The sequence below is a fragment of the Bdellovibrio sp. 22V genome, from assembly GCF_030169785.1.
Lineage (GTDB): Bacteria > Bdellovibrionota > Bdellovibrionia > Bdellovibrionales > Bdellovibrionaceae > Bdellovibrio.
In genome coordinates, this window is record NZ_CP125854.1 from 611,735 (window position 1) to 634,939 (window position 23,205).

The 23,205-nt window shown below is 46.9% G+C and carries 19 protein-coding genes; 12 read left to right on the forward strand and 7 right to left on the reverse strand.

Annotated elements, in window-relative coordinates; all coding sequences use genetic code 11:
* Window positions 1-98: 98 nt before the first annotated feature.
* The 3 genes from QJS83_RS03015 (at window position 99) to QJS83_RS03025 (ending at window position 4,299) form a co-directional block, all read left to right on the forward strand.
* Window positions 99-647 carry an NUDIX domain-containing protein gene (locus QJS83_RS03015; RefSeq protein WP_284607616.1) on the forward strand — a complete coding sequence of 183 codons (549 nt, stop codon included), beginning with the start codon at window positions 99-101 and terminating at the stop codon, window positions 645-647.
* A gap of 17 nt (window positions 648-664) precedes the next feature.
* On the forward strand, window positions 665-3,352 hold the full coding sequence (gene acnA, locus QJS83_RS03020; protein WP_284607617.1) for an aconitate hydratase AcnA: 2,688 nt from the start codon (window positions 665-667) through the stop codon (window positions 3,350-3,352).
* A gap of 146 nt (window positions 3,353-3,498) precedes the next feature.
* Entirely contained in the window at window positions 3,499-4,299 is an 801-nt protein-coding gene (locus QJS83_RS03025; RefSeq protein WP_284607618.1) for a L,D-transpeptidase, read from the forward strand.
* A 74-nt stretch (window positions 4,300-4,373) separates the two neighbouring features.
* On the opposite strand, the gene QJS83_RS03030 is transcribed toward QJS83_RS03025, so the two are convergent.
* On the reverse strand, window positions 4,374-6,473 hold the full coding sequence (locus QJS83_RS03030; RefSeq protein ID WP_284607619.1) for a S9 family peptidase: 2,100 nt from the start codon (window positions 6,471-6,473) through the stop codon (window positions 4,374-4,376).
* 156 nt (window positions 6,474-6,629) lie between these two features.
* Between QJS83_RS03030 and QJS83_RS03035 the strand changes: the two genes are divergently transcribed.
* A complete protein-coding gene (locus QJS83_RS03035; RefSeq protein WP_284607620.1) occupies window positions 6,630-7,628 on the forward strand; it encodes a hypothetical protein in 999 nt (332 codons plus the stop codon).
* A 49-nt stretch (window positions 7,629-7,677) separates the two neighbouring features.
* On the opposite strand, the gene QJS83_RS03040 is transcribed toward QJS83_RS03035, so the two are convergent.
* The 5 genes from QJS83_RS03040 to QJS83_RS03060 form a co-directional block, all read right to left on the reverse strand.
* Window positions 7,678-8,622 carry an NmrA family NAD(P)-binding protein gene (locus QJS83_RS03040; RefSeq protein ID WP_284607621.1) on the reverse strand — a complete coding sequence of 315 codons (945 nt, stop codon included), beginning with the start codon at window positions 8,620-8,622 and terminating at the stop codon, window positions 7,678-7,680.
* A gap of 75 nt (window positions 8,623-8,697) precedes the next feature.
* Entirely contained in the window at window positions 8,698-10,395 is a 1,698-nt protein-coding gene (gene recN, locus QJS83_RS03045) for a DNA repair protein RecN (RefSeq protein ID WP_284607622.1), read from the reverse strand.
* Between the two features lie 23 nt (window positions 10,396-10,418).
* Window positions 10,419-11,303: an NAD(+)/NADH kinase gene (locus tag QJS83_RS03050; RefSeq protein ID WP_284607623.1), complete on the reverse strand. Its 885-nt coding sequence runs from the start codon at window positions 11,301-11,303 to the stop codon at window positions 10,419-10,421.
* 41 nt (window positions 11,304-11,344) lie between these two features.
* The gene (locus QJS83_RS03055; protein WP_284607624.1) at window positions 11,345-13,384 is read right to left on the reverse strand and encodes a M3 family metallopeptidase; all 2,040 of its coding nucleotides are present in this window, start codon (window positions 13,382-13,384) and stop codon (window positions 11,345-11,347) included.
* Between the two features lie 298 nt (window positions 13,385-13,682).
* A complete protein-coding gene (locus QJS83_RS03060; RefSeq protein WP_284607625.1) occupies window positions 13,683-14,231 on the reverse strand; it encodes a hypothetical protein in 549 nt (182 codons plus the stop codon).
* Between the two features lie 237 nt (window positions 14,232-14,468).
* On the opposite strand from QJS83_RS03060, the gene QJS83_RS03065 reads away from it, so the two are divergent.
* From QJS83_RS03065 to QJS83_RS03080, 4 genes are read left to right on the forward strand one after another with little or no spacing between them, the layout of a single operon-like run.
* Window positions 14,469-14,981 (forward strand): hypothetical protein, encoded by a 513-nt coding sequence (locus QJS83_RS03065; protein ID WP_284607626.1) that lies wholly within the window; start codon window positions 14,469-14,471, stop codon window positions 14,979-14,981.
* 2 nt (window positions 14,982-14,983) lie between these two features.
* Window positions 14,984-15,733, forward strand: a complete 750-nt coding sequence (locus QJS83_RS03070; RefSeq protein WP_284607627.1) for a hypothetical protein — start codon at window positions 14,984-14,986, stop codon at window positions 15,731-15,733.
* A gap of 42 nt (window positions 15,734-15,775) precedes the next feature.
* Complete coding sequence (locus QJS83_RS03075) at window positions 15,776-16,456, forward strand: ABC transporter ATP-binding protein (protein WP_284607628.1); 681 nt, start codon at window positions 15,776-15,778, stop codon at window positions 16,454-16,456.
* A gap of 2 nt (window positions 16,457-16,458) precedes the next feature.
* Window positions 16,459-17,667, forward strand: coding sequence for an ABC transporter permease (locus tag QJS83_RS03080; protein WP_284607629.1), 1,209 nt, complete (start codon window positions 16,459-16,461; stop codon window positions 17,665-17,667).
* Between the two features lie 12 nt (window positions 17,668-17,679).
* On the opposite strand, the gene QJS83_RS03085 is transcribed toward QJS83_RS03080, so the two are convergent.
* Window positions 17,680-17,859 (reverse strand): hypothetical protein, encoded by a 180-nt coding sequence (locus QJS83_RS03085; RefSeq protein WP_284607630.1) that lies wholly within the window; start codon window positions 17,857-17,859, stop codon window positions 17,680-17,682.
* A 143-nt stretch (window positions 17,860-18,002) separates the two neighbouring features.
* On the opposite strand from QJS83_RS03085, the gene QJS83_RS03090 reads away from it, so the two are divergent.
* From QJS83_RS03090 to QJS83_RS03105, 4 genes are all read left to right on the forward strand, one after another.
* A complete protein-coding gene (locus QJS83_RS03090; RefSeq protein WP_284607631.1) occupies window positions 18,003-18,863 on the forward strand; it encodes a helix-turn-helix domain-containing protein in 861 nt (286 codons plus the stop codon).
* A gap of 223 nt (window positions 18,864-19,086) precedes the next feature.
* Entirely contained in the window at window positions 19,087-20,085 is a 999-nt protein-coding gene (locus tag QJS83_RS03095; RefSeq protein ID WP_284607632.1) for a diacylglycerol/lipid kinase family protein, read from the forward strand.
* Entirely contained in the window at window positions 20,085-21,107 is a 1,023-nt protein-coding gene (locus tag QJS83_RS03100; protein ID WP_284607633.1) for an SDR family oxidoreductase, read from the forward strand. Before QJS83_RS03095 ends, QJS83_RS03100 begins: the two co-directional genes overlap by 1 nt.
* Complete coding sequence (locus QJS83_RS03105) at window positions 21,076-23,205, forward strand: dehydrogenase (RefSeq protein ID WP_284607635.1); 2,130 nt, start codon at window positions 21,076-21,078, stop codon at window positions 23,203-23,205. The genes QJS83_RS03100 and QJS83_RS03105 overlap by 32 nt, the downstream gene beginning before the upstream one ends.

Here is a 23,205-nt window from a genome sequence, read left to right on the forward strand (position 1 = left end):
CAACTATCATTCTACATCTTTTGGACAAAGGACGGGACGATCTTTCGTCCAGAGAATAATATTGAGACAACGGGGTCTCTCTATGAGATTGTGTTTGTATGAAACATCTAGAAGAAAAAACTCTGTCTACTAAGCAAATTTTCCGCGGTCGTTTTTTAAAAGTCGAACAGGACGAAGTGCAGGCTCCCGATGGAAAAACCTATACGAGGGAATACATACTTCATCCTGGCGCTGCGATGATGATTCCTCTGCTTCCCAATGGCAATGTGGTCATGATTCATCAGTACCGGCACGCAGTGAAAAAAGTTTTTCTAGAATTTCCCGCAGGAAAACGCGATCACGGCGAGGATTCTTTAGTAACAGCAAAAAGAGAACTCATGGAAGAAACGGGATATGATGCCAAGGAGTGGACTTTCCTGACCACAATTCATCCAGTGATTGGTTACTCAAACGAACATATCGACCTGTATTTAGCCAAGAATTTGGTGCACGTAGAACAAAAACTCGATCATGGAGAATTTATTGAGGTTGTCGAAATAAAACCTCAAGAACTCATGAGGTTTGTACGCGAAGGAAATGTCAGCGATGTGAAAACCCAGATTGGGGCTTTTTGGCTTGATAAAATCCTGCGTGAGGAGTGGAATTGAGAGGGGAGGACCCTCTCATGCATATCAAGTCCAACGATAGTTTTAAAACAAAAGAAAAGCTTCAGGTGGGAGCGAAAGAGTACACGATCTTCAATCTGCAAAAGATCTCTCACCCCAACATTAAAAAATTACCTGTTTCACTCAAAGTTCTTTTAGAAAATCTTCTTCGCCATGAAGACGGTCTTCACGTTTCCAAAGACGATATTGATGCGCTCTTGAGTATGGACAGCAAATCTCTGACCCGAGAAATTTCGTTCTTCCCGGCGCGTGTGTTGATGCAAGACTTCACCGGTGTGCCTGCGGTTGTCGATCTTGCGGCGATGCGAGACGCGATGAAAGCTCTGGGCGGTGATCCGAAGAAAATCAATCCTCTTGTGCCGGTAGACCTGGTGATTGACCACTCTGTGATGGTGGACTCTTTTGCGTCACCTCAATCCTTTGACGAAAACGTGCGCATGGAATTCCAGCGCAATCACGAACGCTACGTGTTTTTGAAGTGGGGGCAAGAAGCTTTCCAAAACTTCAAAGTGGTTCCTCCGGGAACGGGGATTTGCCATCAGGTGAATTTGGAGTATCTCGGAAAAACGGTTTGGCAAAATCAAGGACCAGAAGGCACGTATGCATTCCCTGACACTCTTGTCGGAACAGACAGCCATACGACGATGATCAATGGTCTTGCTGTATTAGGTTGGGGTGTGGGCGGCATCGAAGCTGAGGCCGTGATGTTGGGGCAGCCGCTAAGCATGTTGATCCCTGAAGTCATCGGTTTCCGTTTAGAAGGAAAACTTAAAGAAGGCACGACAGCAACTGATCTTGTTTTGATGGTCACCCAGATGCTGCGTAAAAAAGGTGTTGTGGGTAAGTTCGTGGAGTTCTATGGCTCGGGACTTGCTTCGATGTCTTTGGCGGATCGCGCGACGATCGCGAACATGGCTCCTGAGTATGGAGCGACTTGCGGATTTTTCCCAATTGATGACGAAACGTTGAAGTATCTGCGTTTGTCCGGTCGTGATGAAGCGACAGTGGCTTTGGTTGAAGGTTATGCCAAGAAAACCGGCTTGTGGCGCAATGAAGAAAATGAACGCCATTTTGCATTCAGCGACACACTTCAATTGGATCTTGCAACGGTCGAGCCGTCATTGGCAGGACCGAAGCGTCCGCAAGATCGGGTACCTTTGAGTCATGCGACGACAGACTTCCAAAATCAATTGATATCTGGCTTCCAAGTTCCGGCGGAGCTTACAAGCAAAAGACATTCAGAAGTCCCTGTTGAAGGCGGCAATTATTCCTTGGGCCAAGGGGATGTTGTTATCGCGGCGATTACGAGCTGCACGAATACTTCCAATCCATCCGTCATGATGGGCGCGGGTCTTGTGGCGAAAAAAGCGGTGGAAAAAGGTTTGAAGGTGAAGCCTTGGGTGAAGACCTCTTTGGCTCCGGGCTCTCAAGTCGTGACCGACTATTTGGAAAGATCCGGTCTGCAAAAGTATCTCGATCAAATCGGTTTTAATCTTGTCGGGTACGGTTGCACAACTTGTATCGGAAACTCCGGTCCATTGCCGGGCCCGATTGCTGCGGCTGTTGAAAAAGGCAATCTGGTTGTGGCTTCCGTGCTTTCTGGAAACAGAAACTTTGAAGGTCGTATCAATCCACATGTGAAAGCGAATTATCTGGCGTCACCGATGCTGGTTGTTGCCTATGCATTAGCGGGCAGCATGCATGTTGACGTGATGAAAGAATCATTGGGTACGGATAAAGAAGGCAAACCTGTTTTCCTTCGCGATATCTGGCCGACGAATCAAGAGATTCAAGACATCGTTAATAAAACGGTGGAAACAAAAATGTTCGACTCTCGTTACGGCAATGTTTTTGCTGGGACGACGGACTGGAAGCGCATTGAGACAACACCGTCACAAACATACTCATGGGCCGACAGCACTTACATTAAAAACCCACCGTACTTCGTGGGCATGACAAAAGAGCCGGCACGTTTGCAAGATATTCGGGCGGCCCGAGTGCTCGCGATTTTAGGTGACTCCATCACGACGGATCATATTTCGCCTGCTGGAAATATTAAGAAAGATTCTCCGGCTGGAAAATACCTCATCAGCAAAGGCGTGGACGCGATCGACTTTAACTCTTACGGCTCACGTCGTGGGAATGATGAGGTGATGGTGCGCGGGACTTTTGCGAATATCCGCATCAAAAACGAAATGTTGCATGGAACGGAAGGTGGCTTGACGAAATATATTCCTTCCGGGGATGTGATGTCGATCTACGATGCATCGATGAAGTATCAAGCGATGAACACGGGCCTGGTTGTAATAGCCGGTAAAGAATACGGGACCGGCTCATCACGTGACTGGGCCGCGAAGGGCACGCGTCTTTTAGGCGTGAAAGCGGTTATTGCTGAAAGCTTTGAACGTATCCATCGTTCGAATCTTATCGGAATGGGTGTATTGCCTTTGCAATTCCATCCGGGCACGGATCGTAAAACTTTGCAGTTAGACGGCTCGGAGGCGATTGATATCGTGGGGATTGAAGCGGGAATGAAGCCACTTCAAGATCTGCAGTTGATCGTCACTCGCTCGAACGGCAAAAAAGAAGAAATCAAGGTTCGCTCACGTATCGATACGGCGGTGGAGCTTGAGTACTACAAAAACGGCGGCATCCTTCACTACGTGCTCAGAAAGCTGAGTGTCTAATATTTGGCCACCCCTGTATTTCCTTCCGTGATGAGCGGAGGGGCGAGGGGTGGGCTATTCCACGGTCCACTTGAACCTTAAAAACTTGGCAACGAATTTGCTCACATTCTTGCGATTCGCAATTTTTATTGAAGAATGGAGCCTATATGAAATTCGGTAAATACGGTGTGGTTCTGGCTGCGTTGATGCTTTCCCAGTCCGCTTTCGCAATCTCTTTTTGGGGTAAGGTCAAGAACGCTTTTAACGACTGTGATTATTCTGACGTAGAATACAGCCAAACTTTGCAGCTCGAAAAGCAGATCACCGCACGCCTTCCTGAGCATTACAGTGGTCGCTTCGATGAACGCGATTTCAATGAAAAACCTTGGATGCGCGATTTCCGTTACGTGATCGTTGTGAATAAAGCTGAAAGAGGCCCGTATGCGCAGCAAATGCGTATCTATGAATATGGTCGTTTGACGCATATTTCGAACGTTTCGACAGGTCGTGAAGGTTTCGAGCTTCGCCGTAAAAACAAAGTTTGCGCGGGAGCTCCTCCAAAATCTTATTGGTCACAAACTCCGACAGGATACTACACTCCGCAATACCTAAATAAAGACCACAAATCGAGTTCATGGGATTCTGATATGCCATTTGCAATTTTCTATGACGTAGAAAACGGTTTGGCATTGCACGAAGTAAGCAAAGCTTACATCGGTCGTCTTGGTAATCGCGCTTCGGGCGGCTGTGTTCGTCAAGATGGCGACACTGCGGAAGCTCTTTTCAATCGCGTGAAAGAAACAGAAGGTTCTCGCATCCCGCAAATCAATCCTAACGGAACTCCTGTGTTGGATGAAAACGGACAAGTGAAGTACATCACTCAGCAACGTATCGTTCACTCTAGAACGGGCGAGTTGATGCGCTTTAATACATTCAGCGCTTTGATCATCATTGAAAACGTTCAGTAATAACGTTTGCCCAAATTGAAATAAAAAAGGCCAGGTTTTTCCTGGCCTTTTTATTTTAGTATGAGAACTCCAAGCTATTTATTTGCGGCGTCTTTATCTACCATCAAAATAAAAGCGTACTCGGTGGCGGTGTCTTTCAAGGCGTCGAATCGGCCAGAAGCTCCACCGTGACCGGATTCCATGTCCGTCTTAAGCAGGATCATAGAATCACCGGTGTTGTGTTCGCGAAGTTTCGCCACCCATTTTGCCGGCTCCCAATACTGAACTTGCGAATCGTGCAATCCTGTCGTCACCAAAGTGTTTGGATACTTCATGTCTTTCACGTTGTCGTAAGGCGAATACGTTTTAATGTAATCGTAAGCCGCCTTTTCATTCGGATTGCCCCATTCGTCATACTCCGACGTCGTCAAAGGGATAGTGTCATCCAGCATCGTCGTAATCACGTCGACAAACGGCACTTGCGCAACAATGCCGCGGTAAAGATCAGGACGAAGATTCATGATGGAGCCCATTAAAAGCCCCCCCGCGCTTCCACCCATTGCATACACACGGTGAGGATTTGCGTATTTGTTTTTGATAAGGGCCTCCGTGACGTCGATGAAATCGAAGAACGTGTTTTTCTTATTCATCGTGCGACCATGATCGTACCAATCACGACCCATTTCTGAGCCGCCGCGAATATGCGCCAAAGCAAAGACAAAACCGCGGTCCACCAGACTGAAAACAGATGAACTAAAATCTGGATCCATGTTCGCGCCGTAAGAGCCGTAACCATAAACGAGCACGGGAGCCGTTCCGTCAAGCTTATGCTCTTTCTTCATCACCATGGACACAGGAACTTTCGTACCGTCACGGGCTGTAAAAAACATGCGCTCTGTTTTATAAAGTTCTGGATTGTAGTTGGGAACTTCGCGAACCTTTTTAAGTTCTTGCAGATGGGTTTTCATATTGAAGTCGTAAACCGAAGGCGGTAAGCGCATCGACTCGTAGTTGTAGCGCACCCATTCCGTTTTATACTCTTTATTATTCCCAACATGCGCTAAGTAACTTTCATCGGCAAAAGGAATGTAAAAAGAGTTTTTTCCTTCGCGATCGAGAATCTGAATCTGAGTCAGGCCGTTTTTGCGTTCGTCGAGAACAAGATAATCTTTAAAAACCGTCACGTCTTCCAAGTAAGTGTCAGAACGGTGAGGAATGAACTCCTTCCATTCGCTGACATTCGTGTGGCCTGCTTTCGCCGTCATCAGCTTATAGTTCTTCGCATTTTTATTCGTGCGAACATAGAAGATATCTTCGCCGTCTTCAACGGAGTACTCGTGCTCTCTTTCACGCGGGGCAAAGAGTTTGAATTTGCCGTGTGGTTTGTTCGACTCCAGATATTGCACTTCCGTCGTCAAAGTACTGAACGAAGTGATATAAATGTACTTGCCGGAAAGGGACGTATTCACGTAGACGGAAAAGGTTTCGTCCTTTTCTTCGTAAATAAGGTCGGTCTGTTTAGTTTTGATGTTGTAACGGAAGACTTTTTCCCAACGCAATGTCTCTGGGTTTTGCTGCGTATAGAAGATCGTTTCATTGTCGTCGGCCCACTCTAAGTTGCCGGTGACGTTTTCAATTTTTTCCGGCAAGGTTTGTCCTGTCGTCAAATCCTTAAAGTGCAAGGTATAGAAACGTCTACCCACGGTGTCCATTCCGAAAGCCATCATCTTGTGATTGGGACTTACACGAGGTCCTGTCGTTTCAAAAAACGGGTGGCCTTTGGCGAGCTCGGGTCCGTTCAAAAGAATTTCTTCGGGTGCTTTCGTCGTATGTTTTTGTCGGACAAACAAGGGATACTGCTGGCCGACTTCGTAGCGGGCAGAGTAATAAAAATCGTCCCATTTTACAGGAGCTGTAGACTCGTCCTCTTTGACTCGGGATTTGAGTTCTTGAAAGATCTTTTGCTCCAGTTCTTTCACAGGAGCCATCATTTCCGCCGTATAAAGATTTTCAGCCGTCAGATGGGCAATGACTTTCTGGTCTTCTCTTTCACGCAGCCAAAAATAATCGTCCGTACGAACATCACCGTGTTTCGTCAGAGTGACAGGTTTCTTTTCGGGATGAGGATACTGCAAAGGACTTTTATGCATACAAGACGCTCCGAAGATGAATAACAAATAGATCCATTTTTTCATGAGGTTCACAGTAACATGAAGGTGTTTAAGGATCACCTTCGCTGAAGATCCAGGACTTAAGACGGTACTTCAAAAGTCTCGATAATGTAATAAACAAAATATGGTGTTGAATTGAAGTGTGGTTGTGCAAGGATTTCTTTTAAAAAAGGAAGGTCTATGTTCAATTGGTTTACTGTTTTGTTCGCGGGTCTTACGGTTTTAAGTTTGACGGCATGTCAGTCTTACAAGAAAGCTCTTGAGGATATTCGCAAAGGTGGACAGCCAGCAATGGTGACTGTCTTAGAACACCCCAAAAACCGCGTTGTCTTAAAAGGCGATTCTTCTATTCACTTCGTTGTTCGACAAGGGCTTTTGAATCCACTCAAGGTTCAAGTGAATGGACAAGAGATTGAATACGTGACTGATATTCCTCGACGCTCAAGCGAACTCATCGCACAGAAAAAGTATTTCTATACATCCGCAGATATTAAAGCGGACTCCGCAACGGCAATCTGGGAACGCAGTATTTCTATCAATAACCCGCATTTCAATGAGCCTATTGGCACGTCTAAAGTGATCGACATTGTATTCACGGAAGAGTCGATCAATCCCAGTTACGACAATGATCCAAATAAAAAAAGAAAAAGTATTTCCATGAAAGTAGCACGAGAAGGTAAGCCTCAGTTGGGGGTTGGCATCCCTGCGAATGTTCAACGTCTTTCGGAGGACACAACAAAGATTGATGTTCCTATTTCATGGGATGCAAAGGGAGCTTCTTGGGTGGGCATCTATCGTGGAGAAGATCTCATTCATACAGAGCTGGCAAATTCAAATTTTGAATCCCGAGGCCTTTATGTGGATCATAGAAAAGGCGTGCATTTAGGCGAAGGATCAATTTCATATAAAGTGGAAGCGAAGCTGGCGACGCATACATCTTCGATTTCTCAGAAGTCACGTTTTCCAGCGAGTACGGAAGTCAACCAGCCGACAACACCTGCTTGCAATACTCGTTTTGATCTTTGCAGAAAGTGTTATGACTCTGAAGGAAGACTTATGTGGTCCCCCGGTGTAAAAACCGTTTTCGCATGTCGTTTGGAAGATGCTCAGGCGATTTCAAAGTACTATGAGCCGCAGTGTACATTTGAAGAAGTGACCGCCGCAAATCCTTGTAACTAAATAAAGAAAAAGCCTCTTCCGAATGATGAAGAGGCTTTTTTATTCAACATTAAGGGCGGGCTTCGCCACCGGTTTCGCGGGGACGAGAGCGATCCGCTCCGGCAGCGGTTGGAGCGCGGTTGTAAGCATCCAAGAAGGTTGTGCGCGCGAATTCTTCCAAAGTCGTCGCGGTGGTGTTTGTCTTGTCACGTTGTACAGTCGCGCCGATGGTACCGTTCGAAAAGGACTCCGCCATTTCAAGCATGACGTCGGCCCAATCTTTTGTCATACCCGCGCCGATAAGAGAGTTACGCATTTCCTTCGGTGGCACCTCGACGTATTCCAAGTCAGGTTTGCCGATCGCCTGACCCAGTATTTTTGCGACTTCCGCATGAGAAACGTCACGCTGACCTAAAAGATACTCGACGTTATGGGATTTGAAATCCGGATTCATCAGCAAGAACGCCGCTCGTGCCGCAATATCACGAGTAGCTATCATTGGCATGGGAACATCTTCCGGGAAAACACCAAAGATGCGATTCATGGATTTGATGCTAGAGATATGCGCCAAAAGATTTTCCATAAAATAAGTCGGGCGGAGGTGAACGATATCGGCATGAGTGATTTCATTAAGACGCTCTTCCTGATCATGCAGTCCCAAAACAGGCCCGGTGCCGCTTTCAAGATCGGCGCCGATGCTGCTGAGGTTAACGACTTTTTTAATGCTCGCTTCTTCGATCGCCTCGGCAATGACCTCGCCGAATTTGTTTTGATAGAAGCGAACTTCCTCGGCCTGCATGTTCGGCGGAATCATCGTGAAAATCGCTGAACAGCCGCGCATGGCATCCATCAAGAAGGAAACGTTATTGGCATCGCCGATGGCCAGCTCGGCACCCTGGAAGGCTTCTTTATTCGGAAATTTACGAGCGACACAGCGAACCTTTTGACCGTTCGCGAGAAGATGAGTGACGATCTTAGAGCCGATATTCCCAGTGGCTCCCATAACCAGAATCATAAAAAAACCTCCTTGTGATCCCGATATTCTACGAGACAAGCAAGGAGGTTTATTACTTACAAATATTTTATCGCTCTAGGCTTTGGCATCTGCCAAAAGTTGTTCAGCATGCGCCAACGAAGTTTTTGTGATTTTTTCGCCGCTGATAAGGCGGGCGATTTCTTGCACGCGATCCTTCGTTTTGAGTTCTGACACAAGCATCGCCACAGAATCTTTTTGCGGAGATTTCTGAATAAAGAAATGGCTGTGACCAAAAGCCGCAACTTGTGGCAAGTGAGTCACGCAGATAACTTGTTGACCTTTGGCAATGGTTTTCAATTTTCGACCGACTTTTTCCGCCGTCTCTCCCGAAACACCCGTATCTACTTCATCAAACAGATACGTGCGTGGCTGATTGCTTGAGCCCACGACACGCTTCAAAGAAAGTAGAATACGGCTCAGTTCACCGCCGGACGCAAACTTCGCCAGAGGACGTTTGACGTCTTTTGCGGAGGTCTGACTTAGGAATTCCACATCAGACAAACCGGTTGAAGAAAGTTCCGTGAGTTTTTCGACTTGGACGTGGAAAGTCACGCCCTTCATGTTGAGTTCCGACAACTCGGCATTCACGCTGTCAGCCAAAAGATCGGCGCCTTTTTGACGGCGTTTGTGCAGATCCAAACCCAAGGCTTCGAGTTCTTTCAAAAGAACAGCGGCCTCTTTTTTCAAAGATTCGATTTTAGTTTCTGAGTTTTGCAGATTGGAGATTTCAATCTCCATTTCCATCAATGCTTTAAGAATATCATCAACAGTGGAGCCATATTTTTTCTGAAGCTTACGCACGTCGCTTAAGCGTCCTTCAAGCTCTTCCAGGCGCTGAGGATCGGCATCAATCTTTGAAGCATATTGACGAAGTTCGTAAACGCTTTCATCGATCAAAGCTTTTGCCTGTTCGAGGTTCTCTAGTTTCGCGGCGATTTGCGGGTCGACCGTAGAAAGCTCGAGACCTTTTTTAAGCACGGCATTCAAACGGCTGATGGCAGAGTCATCATCGGTATAAAGCGCGGATTCCGCGGCATCAACGAAAGAGCCAATGCGGTTAGAGTTTTTAAGCTTCTTTACTTCGACTTCCAACTCATGATCTTCACCCGGAGACAGATCCAAGTTCGCGATTTCATCGCGTTGATAAATCAGGAAATCCAAACGTTGTGCTTTTTGTTTCGCATCGTTTTCAAGTTTTTTAATTTCCGCGAAAATCGCATGATAGCGATTGTACTTTTCCGTGAACAAAAGACGCTTGTCCCAAGTTCCCGCATATTGATCCAAAAGATCCAAGTGATAATTCTTGGACATCAGATTGCGGTTTTCGTGCTGGCCGGTCATTTCAATCAGAGGTGCAGAGTGACCCGCCAACTCCACAAGGGGAGCCACGATGTCACGCAAGCTGTTCAACGTGCTTAGACCGCCGTTCAAATACACTTTCGATTTATCGCCGGAACTCAAAACACGGCGAACGATCAAAGTATCCTCGTCCACTTCGATCCCCATGTCTTTGAGAGACTGAATAACGTCAGGACGGTTGCTGATATCAAAAGAGCCTTCGATCGTCGCTTGTGAAGCGCCCGTGCGAATGGTGTCGCTGGAAGCTTTTCCACCCATCAATAAAGAAAGGCTTTTAAGAAGAACGGATTTGCCGGCACCGGTTTCACCGCTCAAGATGTTCAAGCCTTCTTTAAAAGAGATGTGCAGGTTTTCGATGATCGCAAAATTAGAAACTTTGAGTTCGAGTAACATAATTTCTCCAGATATCGTAAGAACTAGCTTCGATCGCCAAATTTAAGTTTTTCACGCAAGAGATGGAAGTAATTGTGATTCGGTTCGCGCACCATCCAATGATCGTAACAAGAACGAGTCAGGATCACTTCGTCATCCGCCGTAATTTCCATCATTTTCTGACCGTCGACGATGAAATGCGCTTTCTGCGTTTTTCCATCGAGTTTAAACGAGAGTTCACGGTCATCCGGGAAGATCAAAGGACGCGACGTCAAACTGTGCGGCGCCACCGGAGTCACCACAAACACCGGAGATTCCGGATGCAGAATCGGACCACCGGCTGCTAAGTTGTACGCCGTTGAACCCGATGGCGAAGCCACGATAAAACCGTCGGCTTTCACTTCGCTCACCAGGAATTTTTCTGAATAGATCGCTGTGTTGATCAATTGAGACATCGAACCTCTTTCGATCACGATGTCATTCAAAGCGTGGTATTCGCCGCGCGTTTTGCCTTTGCGAAGAATTTTTGCAAAGAGCATCGAGCGCGGACGCAAAACCATTTTTGCGGCAAGAGTTTTGTCGATGATTTCAAAAACAGACTCGGCACTGTGAGCTGTGAGGAAACCCAGCGAACCCATGTTGAAACCCAAGATAGGAACGCTACGTCCTTCGAGCAAACGGACGGCACGCAGATAAGTTCCGTCGCCACCCAAAACGATCACAAGCTTAAGATCGTCCATTTGTTTTTTCGTCTTAGCAGGCTTGGTGCCGGGAACGACTTTTTGTTCTGGAGCCGTCAGCACGTTAAAGCCGCGGTCTTTCAGATATTCGCCCACTTTTTTTGCCAAAGAGACCGCGGTTGCGGTCTCCAGGCGATAAACTAAAGCAATGCTGCAGTTTTCTTCGAGGATAAGTTTATTTTTGCTCATCGAACTCTTTCTTACTCCGGCGGGGCCGAAGTGCTAACCACTTAGATCAAACCATCACGGCGCAAAAGCGCGTTCGGATCTGGCTCACGACCGCGGAACTTCTTGTAAAGATCCATCGGATGTTCCGTACCGCCGCGGCTGAGGATGTTTTCTTTGAACTTCTGAGCCACTTCTTGATTGAAGAGGCCTTTTTCTTTGAAGTACTCAAACGCATCCGCATCCAAAACTTCCGCCCATTTGTAAGAGTAATAACCTGCAGAGTAACCACCTGCAAAGATGTGGCTGAAGCTGCAAGAGTTATTCGAACCTTCCACCTTAGGGAAGAGTCGAGTTTCGGCTGTCGCCTTTTCTTCAAACGCATCGACGTCTTTGATCGTCGCGGGGTCTGTCGAGTGCCAAGCCATATCCATCATACCGAATTGAAGTTGGCGGCAAGACATATAACCCGCTTGGAATTTTTGCGAGGCCTTCAGTTTTTCGATCAAAGAAGCTGGCATCGTTTCATTCGTTTCGTAATGACGAGCGAAAAGGTCCAAGCCTTCTTTTTCTCCGGCCCAGTTTTCCATGATTTGTGACGGAAGTTCTACGAAGTCCCAGTAAACATTCGTGCCGCTCAAAGACGGGTACGTGCACTCAGACAACATGCCATGCAAAGCATGACCGAATTCATGGAACAAAGTGCGAACTTCGTCGTAAGTCAAAAGCGATGGTTTTGTCGGAGTCGGTTTCGTGAAGTTGCACACGATGCTGACGTGCGGGCGCTTCATATCGCCTTCGATCAAACCTTGCCCACGGAATTGTGTCATCCAGGCGCCGCCTTTTTTCGTCTCGCGCGGGAAGAAATCTGTATAGAACAAGCCCATGTATTTGCCGGACTTCTCTTCATAGATTTCGTAAGCTTTCACTTCCGGGTGATAAACCGGGATGTCTTTGTTTTCTTTGAACGTCAAACCGTAAAGTTTTTTAGCGTGCGCGAAAACACCTTCAACCACATTTTCCAATTTGAAGTACGGGCGAAGATCTTCTTCATTGAAAGCGTATTTTTCTTCTTTCAATTTTTCAGAGTAATAAGCAATATCCCAAGGTTTTAAATCCGCAAGGCCGTCGATCTTCTTGGCGAAGTCGGCAAGTTCTGCCACATCTTTTTGACCCGCTGTTTTGGAAGCTTGCAAAAGCTTATGCAAAAACTCCGTCACAGTTTGCGGGCTCTTTGCCATGCGCTCGGCCAAAACGAAATCTGCATGTGTCGAGAAGCCCAAAAGCTTCGCGCGCTTAGCACGAAGCTCAACGATTTTCAAAACGGTGTTTTGATTGTCGAACTCGCCTTTGAAGGCGCGGGAAGAATAAGCCTTCCACATTTTTTCACGAAGGGCGCGATTTTTCGCGTAAGTCATGAACGGCAAGTAGCTGGGGATTTGCAAATTGAAAAGCCATTTGCCTTTGTGGCCTTTGGCTTCAGCCATGGCCGCGGCTCCCTCAAGAATTCCCTCAGGAAGACCGTCGACATCTTCTTTCTTATCCAAAACCATTTCAAAAGCGTTCGTCGCCTTCAAAACGTTTTCAGAGAACTTCGGTCCTAAAACGGAAAGTTCTTGGTCAATCTGGCGAAGTTTTTCTTTGTCGTCAGCTGACAACAAAGCGCCGTTGCGAGTGAAAGACAAATAAGTTTTCTCGAGCAAGCGAGTTTGTTCTTTATTCAAGTTCATTGTCGCGCGGTTGTCGTAAACGGTTTTCACGCGTTTAAAGATTTCGTCATCCAAAGAAACGTCCGATGCGAACGCTGTGAGTTTTGGATAGATCTCTTTCGCCAGTGCTTGCAACGCTTCGTCAGCATGAGCCACTTCCAAATTTCCATAGATCAAAGAAATTTTATCTGGAAGCTCAGACGCCGCCTCGAGAGCTACAATCGTGTTCTCGAAGTCCGGTGTCGCCGGGTTGCTTTTGATTTTCGCTACTTTGTCTTTGGCGATTTTGATCGCTTCATCCAAAGCGGGAAGGTAATGCTCCACTTTGATTTGATCAAAGGGCACAGCCTGGTCTTTGTTTGTGAAGGGTTTTAAGAGAGGATTTGTCGCATTCATAGGTGCCTCCATAGAGTGAAAAAACACCCTTCTTTTCTTCCACGATTGCACTGGAAAATAAAGCGAAAAAGCGATCGGTGAAAAAGGCTCATCTGCGTCGTTGTCAGACCTTCACTTGCTCTCCGGCGTACTAGGAGTACGCCTCCGTGGCAGCGAAGGTCCTCCGCCTAGCATCTGAACCTTTTTGACCGATCGTTAAGGAAAAAAGGAAAGGGCCCTTGGTGGTTTTATCCTTCCAAGGGCCCATGATAATGCGGCATATTATCCGTAAAAACGGTCGAGGAGTGCCGCTCTCACTCTAGTTCTGAACGCAGACTCCAAGATTTGATCCAGCGATCGCTTGGCGGCACGTCGCCCCTGCGCCGCAAGTAATCGTATTATCCAGTAAGCAGCTCTGAGTGAGGTTTCTCGAGCATGAACTTACGCTATTGCTGGCACTTGGAATATTAGAGTACTGAGGAATATTGATCGAGGCTTGTGGTGCGGCCGTCGTATAGCCCCAGCCACCAAATGTCCAATAAAAGAAAATGTCAGCTGTCGGGACAAGAAGGGCCGTTTGCATACAACCAAGACCGTAAACTCCGTTATACACCGGCTGATAACCAGCCGGGCATCCGCAGAATCCGTACTGATTGAAGTAGCCCATGTAGTTGTAAGCGTAGTTCGCCAGTCCCGGATAAGGAATGAATCCACGATACGTATAATAAATGTTGTTGTTGCAATAAGCTGAACCGTTAATGCAGCTCATGCTCAAAGGCGTTGTGACGGGTGCATTGCCGCCGCCATTGTCGTTGCCTTGGCAGGCTACGAGAAACAACGCAAATAAGAAGAACACCAAGCGTTTCATAAAAGGCTCCCTTACAGGAAAATTATCAACATGAGTCCTCATTCCAAGTTTTGTGCCTTATGAGGATTTCTTCTTCCCTAAATAAAATCGTTTTGAGACGTAAAACTTTTAGGGGCGGTGACTTTTTTGGGCCCCTTGCGCCGCAAAAGGGTTGGCAGAGACCGGCTTCTTCCGTACCCTAATTAAAGAGGAAAACGGTACCCGGTACCTTTTTCTTATGAAGCGAAGGAGTCGAGCATGAAGTACATGGGATGTATGATGGCGCTGCTTTTAGCCCTCCCTGCGGGCGCAGCTATTTCTTCACAAAAAGCGAAACCGTCTGTATCAAAAATTCTTGTGGGTGAAGGCGTGAGCTTCGGCGGTCTTGCCGGAACCGGTTTTACTTTGATGGATGTGCGCAGAACTGCGGACGCAAAGAAAAAAGTCGAGCGCATCGTCATTGACGTGGGTGATATGAACGGCGCGCTTTTGCGTGGGTGGCCGGGTTATTATTATGCGGAGCTGAAGAAAAATCCATCTCGCCTCGTGATTGACTTCGCGCAAATGCCAAATGCCAATTTGGATCAGAACCAGCTGACAAACCGTCTTAAAGGTTCTTTGGCCGTCACAAAAACGTCCATGAGTCTGGATCCTATCGACAGTTCTTTGAATCTGACTTTGGATTTGAAAAAGAATACGAAAGTGCGCGTTTACCAAGTAGCCGGAAAAAAGACGACAAGCAAAGTGGTCGTTGATTTGATGACGGAGTAAGAGTGACACGTTTGTTTTTGCCGCTTCTGCTTTTAGTGACATCAACGGCGCAGGCGCGGGTTTTCAATATCAATAAAGAAACTTTCGCCGCCTACTTCCTTGCGACAGGTGGAGGTTCCGCCTTAGGTGACTCGGCGGTGAAAGGCGAAAGCGGCGCCACTATCGGGTTTAGCGAAGAAGTGAAATACAATTACTCCGGCGAGTTTGGGTTTTTGTATTCGCGTCCTCAGGCGAGCTTGCGATTTGGGTTTGAAATTTTAAAACCTCAAACGATGAACAACTCCACGGCAAATAATGGAACGGACGATCTCTACACGGCTTCAAGCGATCTTTTGGGATATGCTCCGAAGCTGACTTTGGAAGTGAACTTGCAAAGAACCAACACGTACCGTTCTTTTGTTTCACTAACGGGTGGTTATGCCAACGTCACGATGAAAAATGATTACACTTTGACGGCGGCAGGACAGACCGCGTTTCCCGGGGTTTCCGATCATGCCGTGGAAGCGAAAGGTTCTGGAACTTTGTTGGGCGCCTCTCTGGGGTATGAAGGTATTATGACCGACACGACAACGGTGCTTGTCGAATTTGGCTATCGTCAGTTGAAAGTCGACAATCTTGAATATACCAAAAGTGTCACGACTTTTTCGGGTGCGAAAAACAGCGGAGATCCTGTCCTCACAAGTTCCGGCTCTAAGAGAGAACTCGACTTTTCCGGCGCCTTTATTTCCATCGGTTTTCGCTTCTATCTCTAACAGAACATACGCTATCCTGTTACAACTTTAAGGAGTCGCAGCATGAGTGCACTTTATCGTCTCAAGGCGCTTGAATACTCGTATCTTTGGAACAAGCAACAAGTGCCCGTTCTCAAAGGCATTGACCTTGAACTCGAAAAGGGCTGCTTTGCTTGTATTGTCGGGCCCAGCGGCACGGGGAAGACGACACTCTTAAATTTACTCGGTCTTATCGACACGCCTTCCAGCGGTCACATCGAATTTTCCGGTGAAGATGTCACACATTTGAATGAGAATGAAAAAGAACAAGTGCGTTTGCACAAAGTCGGTTTTATTTTCCAATCTTTTTACCTAATTCCGACTTTGACTGTTCTTGAAAACACGTCTTACTTTTTACCTTCGTTAGGATATTCACATGCAGCGTCCATGAAAACGGCGATGGAGACGTTGGATCTTCTTGGTTTAGCAGACCATGCGAAGAAAAAACCGCTGGAGCTTTCCGGAGGCCAACGTCAGCGAGTGGCGATTGCCCGCGCGATTGCGAAAAAACCGGAAGTGGTTTTAGCCGATGAGCCCACGGCGAATCTCGATTCCGTGACAGCGGAAAAGACGATCAATGCTTTTAAAGAGCTGCAAAAAACAGAGAATACCAGTTTTATTTTCTCGACTCACGATTCGCATCTTGTGAGTTTTGCGAAGTCGGTCTTTCGCATGAAAGACGGTCAGATTGAAGGAAGGGTGTAGTCATGTTGGATCTTCTAAAAATTGCCTGGCGCAATCTCTTTCGCAATCCTCGTCGCACGTGGGCCAGCCTTTGTACGGTGGCATTGGGCTCTGCCGGTCTTTTGATTTATCAAGGTTTTAATACCGGGGTTATGAATCAGTATCGTGAAAACGTCATTCACGGTTACTATGGTTACGGCCAAGTTTTCCCGCAAAATTATTTCGGTAAAGTGCATGAACAGCCGTGGAAGCTGTGGTTTGAAAACGCCGAAGAAGTGGAGCAACAGATTCGCAGTTCTTCTTCCGTCACACAGGTGTTTCCGCGCGTTTCGTTTTATTCTTTTATCGTCAAAGGCGGGATCACTTTGGGCGGTAAAGGTGAAGGTGTGATACCGGAACGAGAAAACACTTTCTTCACACAGATGAATTTTATCGCAGGTCACGATTTACAGCACGACGATGAAATCATTCTGGGAAAAGGTTTGGCGGAAAGTGTGGATGCCAAAGTCGGCGACACGGTCACGCTGCTGACGCAAACGGTGAACGGACAGTTGAACGGTGCCGATCTAAAAGTCGCGGGGATCTTTTTTACGGGAAAGAAAATCATTGATGATTCCTTCTATCGTGTGGAGTTAAAGCAGGCCCAGGCCTTGCTTGATACGAACAGAATCGAAATGTTTTCTCTTGCGACAAAAGGTGTTGAGGCATGGCCCCAAGTCGAAAAAGACATTCGTAAGGCCAACTCGTCGCTAGAGGCCGTGCCCTTCGAAATTCTCGACAAGAACTACTATCAGAACTCCGTGGATTTTTTAAATGCGCAATTCGCCTTCATCCGCTCGATCATTTTGGTGATTGTCGGCATGGGGATTTTCAACGTGATCTCGGTCGGTCTTTTGGAAAGAGCCGGTGAGGTTGGAGCTTTGCGAGCGAACGGCGAAAAGCGCAGTCGTTTGCTAAGAATTCTTTTGATTGAAAACAGTTTGTTGGGAGTCTTAGGCGGAATCCTGGGAATTTGTATCGCGATTTTGATCGATAAAACTTTGTTGGTAAAAGGAGTGCCGATGCCGCCGGCTCCGGGAATCACAAGACAGTTCTTTGTCTTTTTGGATATTATGCCTCGCCACTACATCCAAGCTGTGCTTTTGCCGATGCTCGCAACAGTGATCGCGAGTTTGTATCCAACCGTAAAACTTTTAAAGAAGACTATTCCAGAGCTTCTGCGCTCAACATGATAAGGCGCTCACTTATTGCAGGAACTTATCGTCGGGAGTCGCGTTCGTTCCAGTTTCGTGACTTTCGATGGCTTTTTTCGCCACACTTCCTGTGATGCCAACCCACTCAGGGAAGAAAAACATCAGGAAAAGATAGACGAGGATAGAGGCGATCGACACAACCGCGATTCCGACAAAGATCCAAGTGTTCATAAACAACCCCTTTCCTAACGCCCTTATATTAAGGCAAAGTCCCCGTAATATGTAGAGACAGTCTTCCCTAAAAATAGCACAAACTTCCCATTTTCTTCTAAATTTAGCATTCTATGCTAGGATAGGACTAGGAGAAAAATCTCGTGCCAGTTAAGAGTCTTCATCAGCTTCACCCAATGCACGCCTTTGGCGTTGTGACCAACCTCGATACGCCTTTACGAATCCAGCGTTTTGAAAATCGCGTGGAGCCTTTGATTCCTTTTCCGCATAAACATAACTTTTATCATTTGGTTTTTGTCGTTTCCGGCAAAGGCTGGCACGAGATCGACTTTCAACGTTATCCTATTGAACCGGGCCGTTTCTTTATTATGAAACCGGCGCAAGTGCATGCGTGGGTGGTTGAAAAAGCCAAAGGTTATGTCATTGAGTTCGAGGAAGACCTGGTTTTTTCGCACACGCCGCACAGTCATAAAATCAGAAATCTTCTTTCGCGGATGCCCGATAGTTTTAAAGTCAGTGAGAAATGCCTGCGCGACATTCGCGTGCAGTGTGAAAACATGCTTACGGAATACTCAGAACAGAATAACCAATATGATCTGGTGCTCACACTTTCGTTGTTTTTGATTCTTGCGAAAGCCTTCCGCGAGGTCCCGTCGCAGGATCCGTCTCTTCAGCAAAGCTCGCTGACTGATAAATTTCTGCAATTGATTGAAGAAAACTATAATAAGCAGCACGACGTCGAATTCTATGCGCGCAAAATGAATATGAGCGCCAAAGCTCTGACGATGAAAGTTTCGCGACGCCTGGGAAAATCAGCGCGTACCCTGGTGCAAGAACGCTGTTTGCTTGAAGGCAAAAGGCTTTTGGCCTACTCGGATCTTTCCGTGGGTGAAATTGCAGAGACCCTAGGTTACGAAGACCCTAATTACTTCTCGCGATTTTTTCGAATGAAAACCAAAAAGACGCCGTTGGCTTTTCGCAAAGCCGCGAAGAAAGTTCTTTGAATCGACTGCGTTACAAAAAAGCAAATTTCTGACACTCACAGCAAAAAATAAATGTGAATCGGCGCGAAAATTTCACGGCCACGAAGCGTCTAGAGATTAGACAACGGTGCCAAAGTGACATTTTCCGCTTGATCTAGAGTCTCAATTCTATTTAATTCCCTCGTGGGAACTTGTGGAACTGGGTACGTTACTTGCTACCTCAGTTTCTCGGAGACAAAATATTATGAGAGTGTCCGTTCTTATTAACTCTAAAGCCGGCTCTGTGAATGCAGAGTTGATTGAAGCCAAGGTGCGCGAATCTTTATTTCGCTGCGACTTGCGTTTCTGTCGGCCTCAGACACTCACTGAAATGTGTGATTTCCTGCATGGCGAGCGCGCCGCGAAAACCGATTACATTATTATTTGTGGCGGAGATGGAACGATCAACGTAGCTCTGCAATGTCTTATGAAGTGCCAGGACTCTTCCCATATTCCTCCGATTGCGATCATTCGCTCCGGCACCGCGAATGACCTTGCCCATGAGATCGGCGTTTCGAAACGTATTGATCAGGCGATCCGAAATATTTTTGAAGGGACTGCAAAATATATCGATGTTATTGAAGTGGAAGCAGAAGGCGCGAAAGCCTATATGCTGACTAACGGCGGCTTGGGTCTGCCGGCGAAAGCGGCGGAGCTTGCCAATAAGTTCCGTTCACATCTTCAGAATCTTGCAAACTGTCCTAAATCAGCGAAGGCTTATAAATATCTCGCGCAAAAAAGTTATTACGCTGTGAAACGCATGGGACCGAGCGTTTACTCTTTGATGACAGCTGAAGCGATTCGCACGTGGAACCCTGAAGGCTGGGGGCTTGAAGTTTCTATTCCTGGAAAAGTAAATATCGAAACGCAATCTCCAATTGTTTTAGTTAATAATCAACAGACGATCGGTTCGAGCTTCTTGCCGGCGCCTTATACTTCGAACTCTGACGGAACGGTCAATCTGCTTTTGTCAGAGACGAAGAATATTCCGGAGCACGCTTTGGCGGCATTGCATATTCGCCGTGGCAGTGTTGAAAAATTCCCGGCGTTCAAGTCCTTTGAACTGAAAGAATTCAAACTTCGCAGCGTCAACCCTGAACGTAAACTGACGTTCTTTGGGGACGGCGAAATCCTGCATAAAAACGTTCAAGAGCTTTCTATCCGCTGCATTCACGGCGGTTTACCTGTCATGGTTCGTTCCTAATGAAACCGCGAATCCTTGTAACCGGAGGCACCGGTTTTCTTGGCAAGCATGTTGTTCCCTTGCTTCGTGAAAAATTCGAAGTCGATGTGCTTTCGCGCTCTGGAAAAACAGAAGTGCAAGGGGATTTATCCGCGTGGAACGGTGACTTGGATCTGGCGTCTCTAAAGAATAAAAATTATGCGCTTCTTCTGCACATGGCGGGACTTTACGATTTAAAAGCCAACAAGGTAGACTGCAACCAACACAATATTGCAGCGATGGGAACGGCATTGAAAATCGCCGGTCTTTTGAACATTCCGTTCTTTGTGAACACCAGTACTGTCGCGGCGGCGGTGAACTCCAGTCTTCCGACGGTCAAACCTTTCGATTTGAATTTCTCGAAACCGTTTCCGGATGCTTATTCAGAATCAAAAGCCATGGGTGAGCAGGTTTTGCAAAACTGGCCGCAAGACACCGTTTCGGGTCGGGTGAATCTGCGCTTAGGAATTTTAGTAGGAGACACGAAAAAGGGAACGATCGAAAGAGTCGACGGCATTTATCATGCGGCAGAGGGGTTTGCGAAAATTCGCACGTTGATTCAGGCTCTGCCAACCGCGCTGCCTTTGCCGGGTCATGAAAAAGTTCGTATGCCGATCGTCCCCGTTGATAAGGCGGCGGAAGCCATCGTCAAGTTTTGCGAATGGACTTTACAGACGAAGCCTCAAGGGTATCACAGCTTTCACGTGTCCCCGACGCGAGGATTGAGTGCCAAAGAACTCTACGAATCCACTTTGAAACGTCTTGCGATTCCTCATAATGGGATTGCTTTGATCGGTGCTATTTCTGATACGGTCGTTATGAAAGCATCGAAGTATCTTGTTCAGTTTCCTGAAGAAGAGATTTATTATTTACTGAACCTGCCTCGCTACGAAACAACGGCGACGAAAGAAATTCTTGGCGATAATTGGTGTCCCGAATTTAAAGATTATGAACTGACGTTCTGGAGCGGCTATGAAGCATTCCTATCGAATCGCAGAAATTAGTTTTGGTCGCCCTTATTGGGATGCCGCTTACGAATTTGAATTCGCTGGAAATCACTTTGAGGTTCAGCGTTTTAGTGCGAACTTTTCCGTGGAATCGGTTCAGCGATATATCGAAACGCTTCGCAATCAGGTGGATGCTTTTGCTTTAACGAGTTTGCCTCCCGTGATTCGCCTTGATCAAAAGTCTTACGTGCATCGTCAGTATCTTGATATTATGGCGACACCTTCGCCGGTGCCTCTTTGCGACGGAACAGGCCTGCGCGAAATTGCCAACATCAATTCCTTGGTCAAAAATATTGAATCTGGCGTGATTCAGCCGGATCAAGGTGTGTTCTTTCCTTCGGCCGTGTTTTCCACAGAGCTTGAAGAGTACATTCGTCATCGCTATCGTAAATCGGTTTATTTGGGTGACGCTTACTCTTTATTGGGCGTGCCCTGGTTGATTCAGCCTTTTCCGGGATTGATGACGCTTTCGAAGCTGGCGTTGAATGTCGCGAACTTCAAGGATCTGCGCAAGAACACTCCGTTGGCTGAAACGAAATTGCAAAAGATGAGTCGCTCGTCGCTGGCTGCGCAGGTTGAAAACATCCAGTATGTGTTTTGTGATCTGCCTTTTCTTCTTCTGTTTGATCAGGCGACAGAGTTTGTGCGCGGAAAAGATTTGGTGATTTGGTCGTCGCATCCGCAAATGGAAAAAGAGGCGATGAAGTATGCTCCACGCAGTATCATCAATCTCTTTCCGGAAGATTATCGCAAAATTTCTCCTTACATGAATTACTCCGTATTGGATGCGACTTTGCGTTTAAGTCATAACCGCACGGCCGCTTTGTCATTGGAAGAATGGGAAAAAATTCTGACGGAAGATACAGAGATTCGTCAGGTGACGCGGAAGTACGTTAAGACCCGCAAAACATCGACGCAGGCGAAGATTTCGCAGGGGATGAACTCGGTTCGCAATAAAATATTCAAGCAACCGGAACCTGATTTTGCTTTCGTGATTCACGCCTTGTCGCACCACGATTTCACGCGTATTCCCGGGATGTCGGTGATCAAGCACATGCCGAAGCAGTGGAACGATCCCTTTGATCGCATGATTGCGAATGTGCCGCCATTTGTGCATGGTCATGTGAAACACATCATCAGCTCTGAAACAGGCGAAGAAATCAACGGGATTATTTACGCTTTGCCGGCGACACCAAAAGTTTTGAAGCAAGCAGATCCTGAAGTGATTTACCGTAAGATTGAAGGCATCTGTTACGATGCCGCCAATCGCGGGGCGAAGATGATCGGCCTTGGCGCTTACACAAAGATCGTTGGCGACCAAGGAATCACGATCAATCAAAACAGTCCGATTCCGGTAACGACAGGAAACAGTTTAAGTGCTTCGGCCACTTTGTGGGCCTTAAACGATGTTGTTCGGAAAATGCGCTTGGTGCAGCAGGATGCCGACACGGGCCGGGTGAATGGCATGGCCATGGTGATTGGCGCGACGGGCTCTATCGGACAGGTGTCAGCGAAACTCTTGGCGATTGTTTTTAAAAAACTTTGCCTGGTGGCTCCGCGGATGAATCGTTTGCAAGAACTTAAACAGGAAATCGAAAAGATGGCTCCGCATTGTGAAATCACAATTTCGACGGATGCCAACGAACTGGCGTCGGATGCCGACGTTTTAGTGACCGCAACCTCGGCTTTCGACCATAAGATCGTTGATGTGATGAAGTTGAAACCGGGCGCGGTGGTGTGTGATTGTTCTCGACCGTTGGATTTTGACATCGAAGACGCAAAAAGACGTCCCGACGTTTTGATTATTGAGTCCGGGGAAGTGGTTTTACCGGGACCGGTGGAAATGACATGCGATATCGGACTTCCGGGTAATACAGTGTATGCTTGTCTCGCCGAGACAGCTCTTTTAACATTAGAAAAACGGTATGAGCCTTTCACTATGGGCCGCGACATTGAGTGGAACAAGGTGAAGCAGGTTTACAAAATGGCGAAACGCCATGGAGTGCAATTGGCAGAGATCCAAGGCCACGCCGGAATAATCACGGATAAGGAAATCGAGCTCACAAGACAGCTGGCATTATCACGAAGAAAATAG

Bases quoted from the DNA above. Each gene is read 5' to 3' on its own strand.
- QJS83_RS03015 (WP_284607616.1), top strand. From the start codon at position 99: ATGAAACATCTAGAAGAAAAAACTCTGTCTACTAAGCAAATTTTCCGC.
- acnA (WP_284607617.1), top strand. From the start codon at position 665: ATGCATATCAAGTCCAACGATAGTTTTAAAACAAAAGAAAAGCTTCAG.
- QJS83_RS03025 (WP_284607618.1), top strand. From the start codon at position 3,499: ATGAAATTCGGTAAATACGGTGTGGTTCTGGCTGCGTTGATGCTTTCC.
- QJS83_RS03030 (WP_284607619.1), bottom strand. From the start codon at position 6,473: ATGAAAAAATGGATCTATTTGTTATTCATCTTCGGAGCGTCTTGTATG.
- QJS83_RS03035 (WP_284607620.1), top strand. From the start codon at position 6,630: ATGTTCAATTGGTTTACTGTTTTGTTCGCGGGTCTTACGGTTTTAAGT.
- QJS83_RS03040 (WP_284607621.1), bottom strand. From the start codon at position 8,622: ATGATTCTGGTTATGGGAGCCACTGGGAATATCGGCTCTAAGATCGTC.
- recN (WP_284607622.1), bottom strand. From the start codon at position 10,395: ATGTTACTCGAACTCAAAGTTTCTAATTTTGCGATCATCGAAAACCTG.
- QJS83_RS03050 (WP_284607623.1), bottom strand. From the start codon at position 11,303: ATGAGCAAAAATAAACTTATCCTCGAAGAAAACTGCAGCATTGCTTTA.
- QJS83_RS03055 (WP_284607624.1), bottom strand. From the start codon at position 13,384: ATGAATGCGACAAATCCTCTCTTAAAACCCTTCACAAACAAAGACCAG.
- QJS83_RS03060 (WP_284607625.1), bottom strand. From the start codon at position 14,231: ATGAAACGCTTGGTGTTCTTCTTATTTGCGTTGTTTCTCGTAGCCTGC.
- QJS83_RS03065 (WP_284607626.1), top strand. From the start codon at position 14,469: ATGAAGTACATGGGATGTATGATGGCGCTGCTTTTAGCCCTCCCTGCG.
- QJS83_RS03075 (WP_284607628.1), top strand. From the start codon at position 15,776: ATGAGTGCACTTTATCGTCTCAAGGCGCTTGAATACTCGTATCTTTGG.
- QJS83_RS03080 (WP_284607629.1), top strand. From the start codon at position 16,459: ATGTTGGATCTTCTAAAAATTGCCTGGCGCAATCTCTTTCGCAATCCT.
- QJS83_RS03085 (WP_284607630.1), bottom strand. From the start codon at position 17,859: ATGAACACTTGGATCTTTGTCGGAATCGCGGTTGTGTCGATCGCCTCT.
- QJS83_RS03095 (WP_284607632.1), top strand. From the start codon at position 19,087: ATGAGAGTGTCCGTTCTTATTAACTCTAAAGCCGGCTCTGTGAATGCA.
- QJS83_RS03100 (WP_284607633.1), top strand. From the start codon at position 20,085: ATGAAACCGCGAATCCTTGTAACCGGAGGCACCGGTTTTCTTGGCAAG.
- QJS83_RS03105 (WP_284607635.1), top strand. From the start codon at position 21,076: ATGAAGCATTCCTATCGAATCGCAGAAATTAGTTTTGGTCGCCCTTAT.